At 58.9% G+C, this 16,611-nt stretch carries 13 protein-coding genes and 1 pseudogene; 9 read left to right on the forward strand and 5 right to left on the reverse strand.

Features of this window, described 5'->3' with window-relative positions:
• The first annotated feature begins 78 nt into the window (after positions 1-78).
• From eat to ACR52_RS31235, 9 genes and pseudogenes are all read left to right on the forward strand, one after another.
• Positions 79-1,512: an ethanolamine permease gene (gene eat, locus ACR52_RS13250; protein ID WP_048724693.1), complete on the forward strand. Its 1,434-nt coding sequence runs from the start codon at positions 79-81 to the stop codon at positions 1,510-1,512.
• Positions 1,513-1,576: 64 nt separating this feature from the next.
• Entirely contained in the window at positions 1,577-2,971 is a 1,395-nt protein-coding gene (locus ACR52_RS13255) for an ethanolamine ammonia-lyase subunit EutB (RefSeq protein WP_048724695.1), read from the forward strand.
• Positions 2,968-3,813 carry an ethanolamine ammonia-lyase subunit EutC gene (gene eutC, locus ACR52_RS13260; RefSeq protein WP_048724699.1) on the forward strand — a complete coding sequence of 282 codons (846 nt, stop codon included), beginning with the start codon at positions 2,968-2,970 and terminating at the stop codon, positions 3,811-3,813. Before ACR52_RS13255 ends, eutC begins: the two co-directional genes overlap by 4 nt.
• Before the next feature lie 92 nt (positions 3,814-3,905).
• Entirely contained in the window at positions 3,906-4,364 is a 459-nt protein-coding gene (locus ACR52_RS13265) for a GNAT family N-acetyltransferase (protein ID WP_048724703.1), read from the forward strand.
• 197 nt (positions 4,365-4,561) lie between these two features.
• Positions 4,562-5,218 carry a DedA family protein gene (locus tag ACR52_RS13270; protein WP_048724706.1) on the forward strand — a complete coding sequence of 219 codons (657 nt, stop codon included), beginning with the start codon at positions 4,562-4,564 and terminating at the stop codon, positions 5,216-5,218.
• A gap of 6 nt (positions 5,219-5,224) precedes the next feature.
• Entirely contained in the window at positions 5,225-6,031 is an 807-nt protein-coding gene (locus ACR52_RS13275) for a M90 family metallopeptidase (protein WP_048724709.1), read from the forward strand.
• A gap of 117 nt (positions 6,032-6,148) precedes the next feature.
• Positions 6,149-6,676: an inorganic diphosphatase gene (ppa, locus tag ACR52_RS13280; protein WP_048724712.1), complete on the forward strand. Its 528-nt coding sequence runs from the start codon at positions 6,149-6,151 to the stop codon at positions 6,674-6,676.
• Positions 6,677-6,890: 214 nt separating this feature from the next.
• Positions 6,891-7,664 carry a LexA family transcriptional regulator gene (locus ACR52_RS13285; protein ID WP_048724714.1) on the forward strand — a complete coding sequence of 258 codons (774 nt, stop codon included), beginning with the start codon at positions 6,891-6,893 and terminating at the stop codon, positions 7,662-7,664.
• Positions 7,665-7,964: 300 nt separating this feature from the next.
• Positions 7,965-8,084 (forward strand): annotated as a pseudogene (locus tag ACR52_RS31235) (tyrosine-type recombinase/integrase); the annotation flags it as partial.
• A 24-nt stretch (positions 8,085-8,108) separates the two neighbouring features.
• On the opposite strand, the gene ACR52_RS13290 reads toward ACR52_RS31235, so the two are convergent.
• From ACR52_RS13290 to ACR52_RS13310, 5 genes are all read right to left on the reverse strand, one after another.
• On the reverse strand, positions 8,109-8,501 hold the full coding sequence (locus ACR52_RS13290) for a hypothetical protein (protein WP_048724716.1): 393 nt from the start codon (positions 8,499-8,501) through the stop codon (positions 8,109-8,111).
• A gap of 85 nt (positions 8,502-8,586) precedes the next feature.
• Complete coding sequence (locus tag ACR52_RS13295) at positions 8,587-9,234, reverse strand: response regulator (protein ID WP_048724719.1); 648 nt, start codon at positions 9,232-9,234, stop codon at positions 8,587-8,589.
• A gap of 2 nt (positions 9,235-9,236) precedes the next feature.
• Positions 9,237-12,482: a hybrid sensor histidine kinase/response regulator gene (locus ACR52_RS13300; RefSeq protein WP_048724722.1), complete on the reverse strand. Its 3,246-nt coding sequence runs from the start codon at positions 12,480-12,482 to the stop codon at positions 9,237-9,239.
• A 91-nt stretch (positions 12,483-12,573) separates the two neighbouring features.
• A complete protein-coding gene (locus tag ACR52_RS13305) occupies positions 12,574-13,770 on the reverse strand; it encodes an EAL domain-containing response regulator (protein ID WP_048724724.1) in 1,197 nt (398 codons plus the stop codon).
• The gene (locus ACR52_RS13310; RefSeq protein WP_048724727.1) at positions 13,767-16,574 is read right to left on the reverse strand and encodes an ATP-binding protein; all 2,808 of its coding nucleotides are present in this window, start codon (positions 16,572-16,574) and stop codon (positions 13,767-13,769) included. The genes ACR52_RS13305 and ACR52_RS13310 overlap by 4 nt, the downstream gene beginning before the upstream one ends.
• Between the last annotated feature and the right edge of the window lie 37 nt (positions 16,575-16,611).

The raw sequence follows: 16,611 nt of genomic DNA on the forward strand, positions 1-16,611 counted from the left end.
GATGCATTCCCACGCAAAGCGCGGGAACGACCTCCCGCCCTTGTCTGCATAAAACAATAAGAACGGACGGTACTTCTCATGCCTAGCGAACCCACTGGCTCTTCCGTCGACTTCGAAAAAGTCGGCACCGAATACTTCCAACAACGCGAACTGAAAAAAGGCGCCGCCGGCTGGGTGCTTTTAGTCGGCCTCGGCGTTGCCTACGTCATCTCCGGCGACTACGCCGGCTGGAACTTCGGCCTGGCCCAGGGTGGCTGGGGCGGCATGTTCCTCGCCACATTGCTGATGGCCACCATGTACCTGTGCATGTGCTTTTCCCTGGCCGAACTGTCTTCCATGATTCCCACCGCCGGTGGCGGCTACGGCTTTGCCCGCAGTGCCTTCGGCCCCTGGGGCGGTTTCCTGACGGGCACCGCGATCCTGATTGAATACGCCATTGCGCCAGCCGCCATCGCCGTGTTTATCGGCGCCTACTGCGAGTCGCTGTTCGGTATCGGCGGCTGGATGATTTACCTGGCGTTCTACATCATCTTTATCGGCATCCATATCTTCGGTGTCGGTGAAGCCCTGAAACTGATGTTTGTGATCACCGCCGTCGCCGCGATTGCCCTGGGCGTGTTCCTGGTGGCGATGGTGCCGCACTTCAATGTCGCCAACCTGCTGGACATTCCGGTGACCGAAGCCAAGGGTGCCAGTACGTTCCTGCCCTTCGGCTACGTCGGCGTGTGGGCAGCGATCCCTTATGCGATCTGGTTTTTCCTCGCCGTCGAAGGCGTGCCCCTGGCCGCCGAAGAAACCAAAAACCCGAAACGCGACCTGCCCCGGGGCCTGATCGGCGCCATTGTGGTGCTGACCAGCTTTGCCCTGTTGATCCTGGTGATCGCACCGGGCGGCGCCGGTACCTACGCGCTCATCAAGTCGGGCAACCCGCTGGTTGAAGCGTTGGCGCTGTCTTACGGCGGTTCTACCTGGATGGGCGGTTTCGTCAACCTGGTTGGCCTGGCAGGATTGATCGCGAGCTTTTTCTCGATTATCTACGCCTATTCGCGGCAGATCTTTGCTTTGTCCCGTGCCGGCTACCTGCCGCGCAAACTGTCCCAGACCAACAAAAGCAAGGCGCCCGTATTGGCGCTGGTCATCCCCGGCATCATCGGTTTCGGCCTGTCGCTGACCGGCCAGGGCGACTTGCTGATCCTGGTGGCGGTGTTCGGCGCGACTATTTCCTACGTGCTGATGATGGCCGCGCACATCACCCTGCGCATCCGTCGCCCCAAAATGGACCGCCCGTACCGCACACCGGGCGGTATTTTCACCTCGGGCGTGGCGCTGGTACTGGCCTGCGTGGCCGTGGTGGCGGGCTTTCTGGTGGATCCGCGGGTGGTGATTGGCGCCGCAGTCATCTATGGAGTATTAATTGCTTACTTTGCTTTCTACAGCCGGCATCACTTGGTAGCAGGCACGCCGGAAGAAGAGTTCGCGGCGATCCAGGCCGCAGAGGCTGCCTTGCACTAAATGCCGTAAACCTCGACGCGGGCGCTTTGCACACATTTTGCCCGCGTCACCAAGGAGACACTGTATGGCAAGCTTTTCCCACGCGGTCGGTGCATTGACCTACCGCTTTGACAGCCTCAAGGACGTGATGGCCAAGGCCAGCCCGGCACGTTCCGGAGACTTCCTCGCCGGTGTTGCCGCGCAGAACGACGGCGAACGGGTCGCGGCGCAAATGGCGCTGGCCAATATCCCGTTGAAGCACTTTCTCGAAGAAGTGCTGATCCCCTATGAAAGCGACGAAGTCACCCGGCTGATCATCGACACCCACGACAAGCAGGCCTTTGCGACGGTCAGCCACCTGACCGTCGGCGGGCTGCGTGACTGGCTGCTCAGCGATGCGGCCGACGAACAATCCCTACGCGCACTGGCGCCAGGGCTGACACCGGAAATGGCCGCCGCCGTCTCCAAGATCATGCGTGTGCAGGACCTGGTACTGGTGGCGCAGAAGATCCGCGTGGTTACGCAATTTCGCGGCACCATGGGCCTGCGCGGGCGCTTGTCGACCCGCTTGCAGCCCAACCACCCCACGGACGAACCCGCGGGCATCGCCGCGAGCATTCTCGACGGCCTGCTGTACGGCAACGGCGACGCCATGATCGGCATCAACCCGGCCACCGACAGCATCGCGTCGATCTGCGCCATGCTGGAGATGCTCGACGCGATCATCCAGCGCTACGAAATCCCGACCCAAGCCTGCGTACTGACTCACGTCACCACCTCGATCGAAGCCATCAACCGGGGGGTGCCGCTGGACCTGGTGTTTCAATCGATTGCCGGTACCGAAGCCGCCAACGCCAGTTTCGGCATCAGCCTGAGCCTGCTGCAAGAAGGTTACGACGCAGGTTTGAGCCTGAATCGCGGCACCCTGGGCCAGAACCTGATGTATTTCGAAACCGGCCAGGGCAGCGCCTTGTCGGCCAACGCGCATTTTGGCGTCGACCAGCAAACCTGTGAAACCCGCGCCTACGCCGTGGCCCGGCACTTCAAACCGTTTCTGGTAAACACCGTGGTCGGCTTTATCGGCCCCGAGTACTTGTACAACGGCAAGCAAATCATCCGCGCGGGCCTCGAAGACCACTTCTGCGGCAAGTTGCTCGGCGTGCCGATGGGCTGCGACATCTGCTACACCAACCATGCCGAAGCCGACCAGGACGACATGGACACCCTGCTGACCCTGCTGGGCGTGGCCGGGATTAACTTCATCATGGGCATTCCCGGCTCCGACGACATCATGCTCAACTACCAGACCACCTCGTTTCACGACGCCTTGTACGCCCGGCAAACATTGGGTTTAAAGCCGGCGCCGGAATTTGAACAGTGGCTGGCGAAAATGGGCATCTTCACGCAAGCCGACGGCAAGGTGCGCTTCGGCAACAGCCTGCCGCCGGCATTTCGCCACGCCTTGGCGCAATTGGGATGAAGGAGCCGCCCGTGCAAGTCGAATCCCTTGAAAGCAGCCCCGACAACCCTTGGCTGGAACTACGTCGCCTCACCCCGGCGCGCATTGCCCTGGGCCGTACCGGCACCAGCATACCCACCAATGCCCAACTGGACTTCCAGTTCGCCCACGCCCAGGCGCGGGATGCGGTGCATTTGCCCTTCGATCACGAGGGACTGAGCAGCCAACTCGCCGAGCGCGGGCGTGACAGCCTGTTGCTGCACAGCGCCGCCATCGACCGTCATAGCTACCTGCAACGTCCGGACCTGGGGCGGCGCTTGAGCGATGAATCGGCCCAGGCACTGCGCGATCATGCATCAGCCAACCCCGGCGGCGTGGACCTCGCGGTGGTGGTGGCCGATGGGCTGTCGGCGCTGGCGGTGCACAAACATACGCTGCCTTTTCTGACACGCATGGAGGAACAGACCCACGCCGAAGGGTGGTCCTTGTCGCCGGTAATCCTGGTGGAACAGGGCCGCGTAGCGGTGGCGGATGAGATCGGCCAGTTGCTCGGGGCGAAAATGGTGGTGATCCTGATCGGCGAACGGCCGGGGCTTAGTTCGCCGGACAGCCTGGGCCTGTACTTCACCTACAACCCCAAGGTCGGCCTCACCGATGTCTACCGCAATTGCATCTCCAATGTGCGGTTGGAAGGCCTGAGCTATGGCATGGCGGCCCATCGCCTGCTGTACTTGATGCGAGAGGCGTGTCGTCGGCAGCTGTCGGGGGTCAACCTCAAGGATGAGGCACAGGTTCAGACGATCGAATCAGACAACCCGGACCTGATGAAAGGTAATTTCCTGCTCAGTCCGCCAAAGGACTAATCCCGGCACGATTGCGCTTTTTAGCGTGTTTAGGCAGCATCAAGTCACGGCCGCTCGTGTGGTCATACCCCATTTGGAAGTTGAGGCCTGGCATGCGGATTACTCAAGCGACCCTGGAACACCTGGACCTGTTGACCCCGTTGTTCGTCAAATACCGCGAGTTTTACGGCGCCCTGCCCTTTCCGGATTCGTCGCGGGCCTTCCTGGAAAAGCGCCTGCGCCGTAAAGAGTCGGTGATCTACCTGGCTCTTGCTGATGATGACGACAAGCGGTTGCTCGGCTTTTGTCAGCTGTACCCAAGCTTTTCTTCGCTGTCGCTTAAACGTGTGTGGATCCTCAATGACATCTATGTGGCGGAAGATGCGCGCCGGCAGTTGGTGGCGGATAACTTGATGCGTACGGCGAAAAAGATGGCCAAGGAGACCTACGCGGTGCGGTTGCGCGTATCGACCAGCAGTGACAATAAAGTGGCGCAGAAGACCTACGAGTCGATCGGGTTTCGTGAAGACACCGAATTTAAAAACTATGTACTGCCCATCAGCGAAGACTGATTTGTGCCGAGCCGGTTACCTGTGGCGAGCAAGCTCGCCACGACATCCCCCGCTACAAAACCCACACGCTTTTCACTTTTCAATCCGTATAATGCCGACCTTTCAGGGTTGTAAGAATCGCGACATTCACTTGTAGCCTTATTACCCGAGCTTCCGCACAGGCCTGCTGAGCCGGGCCATCCACACAGGTGCCATCCATGGATTTCAACCCGCTCGACCTAATCCTGCATCTCGACGTGTACCTCGACCTGCTGGTAACCAATTACGGTCCGTGGATCTACGCCATTCTGTTCCTCGTTATCTTTTGCGAAACCGGTCTGGTGGTCATGCCATTCCTGCCGGGTGATTCGTTGCTGTTTATCGCCGGCGCAGTCGCCGCAGGCGGTGGCATGGACCCAGTACTGCTGGGCGGCCTGTTGATGTTGGCGGCGATCCTCGGGGACAGCACCAACTACGTAATAGGACGAACGGCCGGCGAGCGCTTGTTCAGCAACCCGAACTCGAAAATCTTCCGTCGCGACTACCTGCAAAAAACCCACGACTTCTACGACAAGCACGGCGGCAAAACCGTGACCCTGGCGCGCTTCCTGCCAATCCTGCGCACCTTTGCGCCGTTCGTCGCCGGCATCGCCAAAATGCCCTACCCACGCTTCTTTGGGTTCAGCGTACTGGGCACCATCCTCTGGGTCGGCGGCCTGGTGACCCTGGGTTACTTCTTCGGCAACGTACCGTTTATCAAGAAAAACCTGTCCCTGCTCGTGGTGTTTATCATCCTGCTGTCGCTGGTGCCGATGATCATCGGCGTGTTCCGCAGCCGCTTTGGCCGCACCTCCTCCGAAGCCAAGCCGCAGTAATCGCGAATGTGGTCCCTCAGCGCCTGGCGTCGCCGGCGCCTGCTGGCCAAGCACCCGATTGCCGACGACACCTGGCAGCGGGTGCGCCAGCACCTGACCTTCCTCGACGGCCTCAGCGCCGAACAGGACCAGTGGCTGCGCGAAGCGTGCGTGATCTTCCTCGCTGAAAAACACCTCACCGCCCTGCCCGGCGTCGACCTGCATCAGGAGCAACGCCTGTTGCTCGCCGCCCAAGCGCAACTGCCGTTGATGCACCTGGGCGACCTCGACTGGTACCAGGGCTTCCACGAAGTGGTGCTGTACCCCGATGACTTCGTCAGCCCGCAGCGCCACCGCGATGCCAGCGGCGTGGAACACGAGTGGGACGGCGAGCACAGCGGCGAAGCCTGGCAGCAAGGCCCGGTGATTCTCGCCTGGCCCGGCGTGCTGGCCAGTGGCAATTGGGAAGGCTACAACCTGGTGATCCACGAGTTCGCACACAAGCTCGACATGCTCAACGGCGACGCCAACGGCCTGCCGCCGCTGCACAACGACATGCGCGTGCAAGAGTGGGCCAGCGTGATGCAAGGCGCCTACGACGACCTCAACCGCCAGCTGGACGCCAACCCCGATGCCGAAACGGCCATCGACCCCTACGCGGCGGAAAACCCGGCAGAATTCTTTGCCGTTACCAGCGAATATTTTTTCAGCGCGCCGGATTTACTGATGGAAAGTTATCCACAGGTGTACGCGCAACTCAGCCGCTTTTATCGCCAGGACCCTCTGGCCCGCCTGACCCAACTGCAAGCGCACGACCCGCGTTATCAGCCATAAGGCGAATGACCGTACGACGTCTGGCGCATGGCATCGTCGTCAGAATATGCCTATAATCGCCGCCACTTTTAGGCCAATCCGGCCATGTTCCATGGCCAACTACGGGGGCAACGCCCAATGAGCTACAGCAAGATTCCGGCTGGCAAAGACCTGCCGAACGACATCTACGTCGCCATCGAAATTCCGGCCAACCACGCGCCGATCAAATACGAAATCGACAAAGACAGCGACTGCCTGTTCGTTGACCGTTTCATGGCCACCCCGATGTTCTACCCGGCCAACTACGGTTTCATCCCCAACACCCTGGCTGACGACGGTGACCCCCTCGACGTGCTGGTTGTGACCCCTTACCCGGTCACCCCAGGCTCGGTTATCCGCGCTCGTCCAGTCGGCATCCTGCACATGACCGACGACGGCGGCGGCGATGCCAAAGTTATCGCGGTACCCCACGACAAGCTGTCCCAGCTGTACGTGGACGTGAAGGAATACACCGACCTGCCGCCACTGCTGCTGGAACAGATCAAGCACTTCTTCGAGAACTACAAAGACCTCGAAAAAGGCAAATGGGTGAAGATCGAAGGTTGGGGCAACGCAGACGCCGCCCGTGCCGAGATCATGAAGTCGGTCGCTGCCTACAAAGGCTGATACCCGCTCCTCATTGCTCTGGCAATCAAAAAAGCCCTGATTATTCGGGGCTTTTTTTGTGGGAAAAAATCAACATTAAGTTCAACGCTTGATACGCAGTGTTTAACTAAGTAGCTGCAAGGAAAGATCAAGCCACAACTAAGTAAAAACCTACACGCGCAAATCAACGGATGGTTTATTTGATCAGTTTTATCGGCCAGTAAACTCTGCGTTTATGAATACATCAGGTGATCGTTTAAAAGCGCTATTACGGGAAGTTCATCTTTCCGCCTCCGACTTCGCCAAGAACCGCGGCGTCACGCCTCAACACGTGAACAACTGGTTCAAACGCGGCGTCCCCATGGGCCGACTCAACGAGATCGCTGAGTTGTTATGCGTCTCTGCCCGGTGGCTGAACACCGGGCTCGGCTCCAAACACCCACCGGCCAACTTTCTGTTGGAAGGTCCCGATGCAAGGAACGCACTTCCCACCCGAGAAACCACCGGCAAGTATTTGCCAGGCCCTGCCCAGGGCCCCGAAAAAATCGACGTGGAAATCCCCCTCCACCCCTCCTTTACCTCCACCGAGCGCATCCGCGTCTCCCTGCACACCCTCGACACCCTCAACGTAAACCCCGACCGCGCCCTCGGCGCCTACATGGTCGACAACAGCATGATCGACATCATCCAACAAGGCGCCACCCTCGCCATAGACCGAGGCCGCACCCAAATCATCGACGGCGAAATCTACGCCGTCGAACACGACGGCATGCTGCGCATCAAATACCTCTACAACCGCCCTGGCGGCGGTTTACGCATGCGCAGCCACAATGCCAGCGAGCATCCGGACGAACATCTCACCTACGAGGAAAGGTTTGAGCAGAGCTTCCAGATCGTGGGATGGGTGTTCTGGTGGTCCACGCTGAACAACCGCCGACCGCCCGTGCCGCTGGATGAGCATCTATTGGGCTGGGAAGGCTCTAAATCGGACCCAGAGGTGGGCATTTGAGATGAATGTGGGTATCATGCGCCGCACATTTGGCAGGGTATGGCTTTAAGCTACTCACCCTGTCCGGCGACGCGGAGGAGTTCCCGCTGATGCCCTACTATTCAGCCAGACGCAATGTTGGCTGAGCGATTTGAAGGCTGGTGAGGTTTGTCAAAAACAAGCTGAGGCAGTCCCCGAGAAGCCGGCCACAAGCCGGCTTTTTAATGTCCGAAATAATCCTACCCATCCGATGATCCTGCCGATAGCCTAGCTATTACGGGCTTTTCAGGCGCTCCCCTGTCCGAGGGTGTTCAACTCCATCTTGCCGAAGAAGTCGTAAAGCGGGTGAAGAGCATTCCGCGAGATGAGGGAAGCCCCTATCTTTTTCCGGGCCAGGGCAAGACAGGAGTCATGCGCGCAAACACGATACGAACGCTCCTCACAACTTCAACCCGCGATGCCTCGCTATAGCATTTCCAGATACCGCTCCAAATCTAATGCGCTCACAGGTTGCCTGGCCATCCCTAATAACGGGATGCAATGTGTTTTGGCCCAGGTAAATACATGCGGTTGGTCATCAAAAGCAAAATCACCCAGTAACAAAAAATGCTTTATCAAGCAACGGCGATTCAAGCGTCGAATGTATTGCTTATCGGTACTGGATACCCGAAAACCATCCACGATGAAACAGTCGATCTTTTTGGATTTGGCAACGTTACTCAACACTTCTTTCATGCTAGAACAGAGGATGACGTGGAAATACCCTACTTCATTTAACAACGCACTGTAATTAAGCAGAACACCGACATGGCGGCACAGCACCATGATGTTTTTCTGCTTCACGCACTTGCCGCTCATTTTGACGATCCGTATGGATAAATGAGGGCATGATCAACGGTGCGCTTGCCGCAGGCCATCAGGCAGTTCTTAAAGTCGCCGAGCGTTATTGAAACTTCCCGGCGTTCACACAGTAAGTCACCAGCGCCTGATCGGTTGTGACCGCCAGCTTGCGCATCGCTGAGACCTTTTGCGCACTCACTGTCTTGCTGCTGCGATTAACCATGCGTGCAATGTCCGTCACGCTGTGGCCGGCCACGAAGAGGCGCAGTATCTCCATTTCACGCAGGGATAAGCTGGCAAAGCGCTCGTCGACTTGTTGTTGATTGTGGATAACCGAGATGGCTTCCTGCACGGGGCTCTGGTAATTACGCCGCGAGGCGAGTGCGTTCAGGGCGTTTTCAATTTCTTCGTGCAAGTGGTTTTTTTGAATAACCCCCATCACCCCCAATTCATGCAGGCGTGACACGATCAAGTTGTTGGACATCATGGTCAGCACCAGGATCTGCGTGTCGACAAACCTTCGGGTGAGGTACTCAATCAGTTTGAGGCCGTCACCAAACGTCGAGTCGCCGGGCATGTGAAAGTCGGTAATGACCACGTCCGGTTTTTCGCTCTGAAGCCTGTCGATCAATTGGCTGGAACTGGTCGCTTCGCCAACCACTATAAAACGTCCGTCGCGCTGGATAACTTCACGCACGCCGAGCAGCACGATGGGATGATCGTCCGCAATCACTACCTTGATTTTTTTCATGTTTACCTGTCCGATGGTTGGCCTTGAGAGCTTGGATTGAGCGCCATGGCGTCCATTACCGCTTCCAGGCGCTGTAGCAGGTTGCGCACCTGAGCCACCAGGCTCGGGTTCAGTGAGCCCTTGTACAGCGCCTCTTCCAGCGCGTTGCATGCAGCGCTCAAGCGCGAGGCACGAATCGATGCGAGGGAGCCATTCATGCGGTGCAAATGCCGCACCACGTGTTCCTTGTCGCCTGCGTCGAGACCTTGCCGTGTCAAGCGGACGTCGTCCTGCATGGTGGTGATGAACAGCCGATGCATGGTCGCGGACAACGTGATCCACCCGTCCAGATCGCCTTGCTGCAGGGTGGACGCCTCGTGCTGTTTATCCACGCGCTCGCCGCAATAGCGCAGCAGGGTTTTGCGCAACGCGTCCAGGCTCAAGGGTTTAACCACCCAGGTGTCCATTCCCGCCGCCAGGCACTGCTCCCCCTCCTCTCGCAGAGCGTTTGCAGTGACGCCAATGATCGGCGTTTGCCTGTCACGCTCGCGCAAGGCGCGGGCCAGGCCATAACCGTCAAGCCGGGGCATATTGATGTCGGTGATGACCAAATCAAAGGCACCAGGCGACCAGCGTTGCAGCGCTTCCTCACCATCTTCAGCGGCGACGACCCACGCGCCCAGCGCCTCGAGTTGCTCCTGCAAAATGGCGCGATTGATTGGGTTGTCTTCTGCCACCAACACCCTCAACCCCAAGCGCTGGTCACCGACGCGCTCGGATGACCCGAGCGGTTTAACGCCGCCTGGGCGCGCCTGCGAAAGGGTTCGGGCAATGCCGCGAATGTCGTAGGCGTTGACCGTCCACGCTTGCTTCAACACGTCGCCCTGACGTGCGCCGAGTTCGGTCGCCGTGATATGCCGGCCATTCCAAACGCTCTGCTGGCCAGGCCCCGTCACCCTATCCAGCAGCAACTCATGTTGATCACCCTGGTAGCCCGCCGGCAGCGCTACCGCACGTGCGCCCCAGCGGTTGAGCCAGTCAATCAGCGATTGCTCAAGCTCCTTGAACGGTGCCCGCACGTATACCGCCAACCCTTGAAGTTCAATGGCCGAACAGTCAGGTAATGGGCCTGGGACGATAGGCAGGCGTTGGTGAAGGGAGAAACTGCTGCCAAGCCCCGGCTCGCTGACTACCCGCAATTGTGCGTCCATCAGTTCGCTCAAGCGGGAGCAGATCGACAAGCCAAGCCCCGCACCGCCGGCCTGCTGGCTGCCGCCCAGCTGCGAGAACGGTTTGAACAACTGCCCCAGTTGCTTTTCACTGATGCCGGCGCCCGTGTCGGAAACCTGCCATTGCAACGTTGCGTGGTTCAGTTCCAGGTCCGTCACCTTGAGGCGCACGATGACCCGGCCAGAATCAGTGAATTTGATCGCATTACTGAGCAAGTTATTCAGGATTTGCCGAATGCGGCCAGGGTCACCGCTCATCAGGGCAGGCAAGTTCGCATCCACGCAGGCGAACACCTGCAACCCTTTGTTGAGGGCTGCGGCAGCATAGCTGTTTACCGCATCTTCGAAGACATCCAGAGGGCTGAAAGTCACGGTCTCGAGCGCCATCTGCCCGGATTCGATTTTCGACACGTCCAGCACATCGCTGATCAACTGAAACAACACCGCCGAAGAGCGCTCGATGGTCTGCAGATAGTCCTGTTGGCGGGCGTCAAGATGGGTCAACCCCAGCAGCTCGAGGTTGCCCAATACGCCGTAAAGGGGCGTGCGGATTTCATGGCTCATGGTCGCCAGGAACAGCGTCTTGGCGGCACTGGCCTCGTCTGCGGAACGTTTGGCCTGCTCCATCAGCAGGGCATCATCAACGTGGCGGGTGATGTCATTGAACCCGCAGAGCACCACATCCTCACCCTGATAGCGACTGAATCTGAACGAAACCAGCAAATGCCGTCCAGCCACCTCGATCTGCATCTCGCGCGGATCTTCGTCTTGATAGTCGCGGTTGAGCAAATCGATCAGCTCAGCGGAGCCCTGCCACTCTTGGGCGCGCTGGTTTTCCAGCAGCACCTTGCTGTTGTTACGTTGCACCACGCAAAGGCCTACCGGGGCGCTTTGCAGCATGGCCCGGTTGAACTCTTCGCTTTCGGTGAGTAATCGTGTCGCTCGCAACGCAGGCTCGACGATGCCGGCGCGGTACCAGCGATTAATCCGCCAGCCTAAAAACACCGCGAGCAGAAACACAGCGCCCGTACCCAGCAATGACCACTTGGCGAAGCGAAAGAAGTTTTCATAGCTGATGGTGTACAAGCCAACCCATTGATCTTTGCCCGTCGAAACCACCTTGAAGCGCAAGCCTTCGGCGCCCAGGCTCATGCCAACCGGCAATGACCCTGAACCTTGCGCATCGCCCAGCAGCACATCCCCTGCCGGAGAGATCAGCGTGACGCGATGGTCAATCGGGCGTGTCAGCAAGCGGTCCAGGTCGTTGATTTGCCCAGCGTCCAACAGCGCTGCAACCGTCAGTAGGCCATCATCTCGACGGTCAGGCATGACCAATGGATTCACGTCCACGCCGATAAACGCCACAATCGTCTCGGTACCCTGCAACAACCCCCGGGGCGCACGCATCCAGCTCACGCGCCGGTTATTGAGTTGCTCGTGCCGAGCGAGCAGCCCTTGGTACAAGTAAGCCGTCACGTCAAAGAAGTTGTTCTTGAGCAATAACGATTGCTTGCGCGTGCCATCGACGCCGGGGATCGCGATGTTGAACTGGTCGCTCGGCGAAAACAGGAATATCTGTGGCGCCGAGTAGAACGAGCTGGCCCAGAATGCGCTGTAGTAATCGGTCAGTTGCACGCCCAGCGAATAGCCGCCCTGCAACTGCTCCGGGTCATAGTGCTTGCGCTCGCTCAGGGTGAAAGGCTGGGACAGGGCCAACCCGTGATTCTGGAATACACGCTCCTGGCCTTTCTGCAAAATTTCGACGCGGGACAGGGGCCGAATATTGGTCAGCATGTTCTGGTTGCTGCGGTCATAAGCGCTGGCGACACTGCGCAAAAACGTGTCGTACTCATGAATGCTTTCCATCAAGCCCGAAAAATGGAAGTCGACCTTGATCCGCTCTTCGTCCAATACCCTTTCAACCGCCCAGTAACACATGCTGACCAGCAGCACCGTCAGGCCGGCGAGCACCAGCAACAGCTTGTTGATTCGTTGAGAGCTCAAGGCGAAGACGCCGAACTTCAGGCTTGCATTTTTCATCGCCGACGCCCCGGGTCTTGGAATGAGACGGCGGGGAGCTTCTCCGCCACTGTTGCCATTCCATGGCGCGTTACAGGTAGACAATTTGACTTCAATTTAGTGCTGGCTTCAGGCCATCTTCGCGCAATAACTCAAAAAACCGTTCAGGCGGTACGGCGGCGCAGATCAGGAAGCCCTGCGCCTGATCACACTGGATCTTGCGTAAAAACTCTAGCTCGTCCTGGGTTTCCACGCCTTCGGCCGTCACCGTCAGGCCCAACTTTCGGCTCAGTTCGACAATGCTCTGTAACGCAGTGGCGAGGCTTTCGTTGTCGACGCAACCGTGGACCAATGAGCGGTCAATCTTCAGTTCGCTGAAGGGCGTGGAAACCAGGTTGAAATAGGAGCTGAAGCCTTTGCCGAAATCGTCCTGCGCCAATCCGAAACCTTTCATGCGCAAGCGACAGGCACCTGCGTAGTAGTCACTGAGCGACTCGGTGGTGGACGTCTCCATCAGTTCGAAACCGATCGAGGCGGGTTCGGCGCCCAAGGCCAACACGCGGTCATGCAGACGATCGGCAAGGTCATGGCTGTCGAGCAAGTGGGTCGGCAAGTTGATTGATACGGGCACTTCGCAGCCACGACGACGCCAGAACGACTGCGCCTCGATAGTCTGCTCCAGCATCAGCCACAGCAATTTGTCTTCTAGCCCGAAACGTTGAAGTGTCGGCAGAAAATCCCTGGGCAGCAACGTACCCTGCTGCGGGTGTCGCCAACGCACCAACGCCTCGGCGCTGCACACTCGGCCGTCACGCAACGATTTTTTCGGCTGAAACCAGGCCTGTATTTCCCCGCTCTCCATGGCTGCCAGCAGGCACTGGCGAGCGGGCTGCACAGGATGGCTACGGGAGGCATCCAAGTCACTGCGGCGCTTATCGAGAGAATCGCGCAAGCGCATGATGTCGTACGCAGCCACCGGCTTTGAAATCAGCCCGAGCACCTCCAGCCCCAGATTCTTTGCCACAAGCCCGGCACTGACCAACATACGTCGCGAGGCCACACTCATCAGCGCCAGCGCAGGCGCTTTGCCGAGTTTGGCAATGCTCTGGATCAGTTGCACGCCGTCCATTACGGGCATGAACAAGTCAGTCACGACCAGATCGTAGGTGTGAGTGTCCAGGCGTTGCAGCGCCGTAGCGCCATCCCACACGGCCTCTACGTTGAACCCACCCAGGGTACTGAACAGGTTGCGCAAAAATTCATGCTGAAAGGGGTGGTCTTCAACAATCAGCACCCGATAGGGTTTCAATTGCCACTCCTTTGGTAAGGTTCCAGACAGGTGTAAAGCGTGCGCAAGGCAAACGGCTTGACCAGGCAGCGGTTCATACCCGCTTCCAGGCAACGCTCACCCTCCTCGCTCATTGCGTTCGCGGTAGCGCCGATAATCGGCAAGTGGCAGTCGAGGCTGCGCAATTTGGCGGTCAGTTCGTAGCCGTTCATGCGCGGCATATTGATGTCGGTGAGGATCAGGTCGAACGTCGAATGGCGCCACATCTCCAGGGCCGTGAGCCCATCACCGGCCAATTCGACCGTGCAACCGAGTTCTTCGAGCTGATCGCGCAGAATCAACTGATTGATGACGTTATCTTCGGCCACCAGCACGTGGATACCCAGGTTGAATACCGGGTAGCTTTGCGCCGGTGCCGTCGCGCCGCGCATGAGTTGCCCTTGAGCGGCCCCGACCGCCATGCGCAGGGCTTTCAAGCTGTTGAAACTGACCATGCCAATCGGGTTGTTCAGTGCATCATCATGCAGGTCACTGGCAGCCAGTACGCGCGGGCCTTCCCAGTGCGCGGCCAACGTTTCGCCAAGTCGGCCAGGGTGCAACTCAAGGATCACCGCACCCTGCGTATTGTCATAGGCCTTGGGCAAACCGACTTGCGCGCGCGCGCCCCATCGGCACAACCAGCCACAGATGCTGACGGCCAACTCGCGTACCGGCGAAACCACGCAGACCATTTCCGGCAACAGTTCGTCAGCGCCCAGTGATGGCTCCAACGCCGATAGCTGCTCAAGGGGCAGGTGCAGGGTAAAGCTGCTGCCCAGGCCCGGTTCACTCACCACACGCATACTGCCGTTCATCAGGTGCATCAAGCGCTTGCAGATGGACAGGCCCAGGCCGGTTCCCGCTATTACGTGGGTGTTCCCGTCAGCCTGGTAGAACGGTTCGAACAGGTGTTGCTGGTCTTCGTGGGAGATGCCTTTGCCGGTATCGGACACCTCCCAGTGCAACATCACACGCTCACCGTCGCGGCTGTCCAGCCGAACGCGCAGGATGATCCGCCCGCTGTCGGTAAACTTCAGCGCGTTGTTGAGCAGGTTACTGAGGATCTGCCGAATGCGGCTGACGTCGCCGTTCAACCAATCCGGCAACTGCGGATCGATGCAGGCAAACAATTGCAGGCCCTTGTGTTGAGCTGCGGCGGCATAGCCGTGAATCACTTCCTCGATCAATTCCAACGGTGAAAACCGGTTGCACTCCAGTTGCAGCTGCCCCGCCTCGATACGCGATACATCCAGCACATCGCTGATCAGTTGCAGCAGGTTGGCAGAAGACCCTTCGATAGCCTGCAGATAGCCTTTCTGCTGATCGCTCAACTCAGTGCGCGCCAACAACTCCAGGGTGCCCAGCACGCCGTACAACGGCGTACGGATTTCGTGGCTCATGGTTGCCAGGAACAAGGTCTTGGCTTCGTTGGCGGCGTCAGCCATACGCCGCGCGCGGTCCAGGGCCACTTCCACCTGCATCCGCGCGCTGATGTCGCTGAACGCGCAGATCAATACGTCTTCGCGCTCGTACCGAGTACGCGCGAAGCTCAAATACAGATGACGACCATCCGCCAGTTGCAACTCATCGACGGTGTTGTGTTCGGCATCATCAAAGCCGCGACGGATCCAGTCAGCACTGCGTTGCTGGCGCTCCTGGCTGTCGCCGATCCATTGCGTATACAGCGGGTTATCAAGTACCACCTCGCCGTCCTGGCGGCGCAGTACGCACAGCGCCACCGGCGCAATGCGGATCACCGCCCGGCTGAAAGCCTCGCTTTCCACCAGCGCCTCAATGCGATTGCCGGCGGGTACGATCAGGCGCTGGTCGATACGCCGCATCAGCCAGATCATCAGCCAGGTGACGAGTACGCACAGCAATACGCTGATCAGCACGGGGGTTATCAACGCGGGGAGCAGTGAGTGCATGTCGAGGGCGTAGACGATTTGCCAGTTCGAAAACCCCAGTTGTTTACGAATCGCCAGATGATCCGGCAGCCAATGGCCGCCGACAAAGCCGAACGACTGAGGCGCCGGCATTTGAGCTAATTCCAGGCGTAACGACTGTCCCTGCGCGCTATCAAAAATCAGTTGGCCGCTGGCGTCGAGCAAGATGAACTGGCCGGCGTTTTCGTTTCGCAAGGCGCTCAGCAGGTCTGGCGACTCGACTTCCAACCCCAGCCAACCCGATTGAGGGCTACGGTCATCAAGACGGGTAAATATATACAGGGGGGAATCATCGCGCTCAGGGTCCGTGAGCCAAAGCTCGTCGGCGGCGCTGCCATATTCAGCGTTGAGCCGCGCCAACAAATGCGGGGCAATCAGCTGGACCGGTTCGCGGGCGGGGATCAGGCGCATCACCTCGGCTCGGGTGCCGCTCGCGGCGTACAACAGGTTCACGTTGTTGAGCCGCAGGTAGTCGATCATGCGGTGGGTCAGCCACAGGCTCCAGGCCTGTTTGTCCGACCCCAGGCCGATGTGCACCTCTTCCCCCGCCACCACGTTCGCACTGGCTACCGGCGCAGTGATGCTGCGCACCGCCGCCAGCCGCAGCGTCTTGAGCAGTGTCTGGCGGCTGACGAAAAAACTCTGCGCATCGGATATCGCCGCATTCATGTAACTGCGTCGTTGGGATATCTCCTGGCTCAAGGTGGCGCTCACATAGCTGTAGACGCCCGCGTAAAACCCCAACACCAGAGCGATGACCAACAGGCGCAGCAACTTTCTCGCCGCCGTGGGAGTTGAGAACGACGTGTCGAACGGAGGTAGGGATTGGCGTAGTTTCATCAGGGAACGTTAATCCAACAGCCAGGGCGTCGGAATA

Source organism: Pseudomonas fildesensis (genome assembly GCF_001050345.1).
Classification (GTDB): domain Bacteria; phylum Pseudomonadota; class Gammaproteobacteria; order Pseudomonadales; family Pseudomonadaceae; genus Aquipseudomonas; species Aquipseudomonas fildesensis.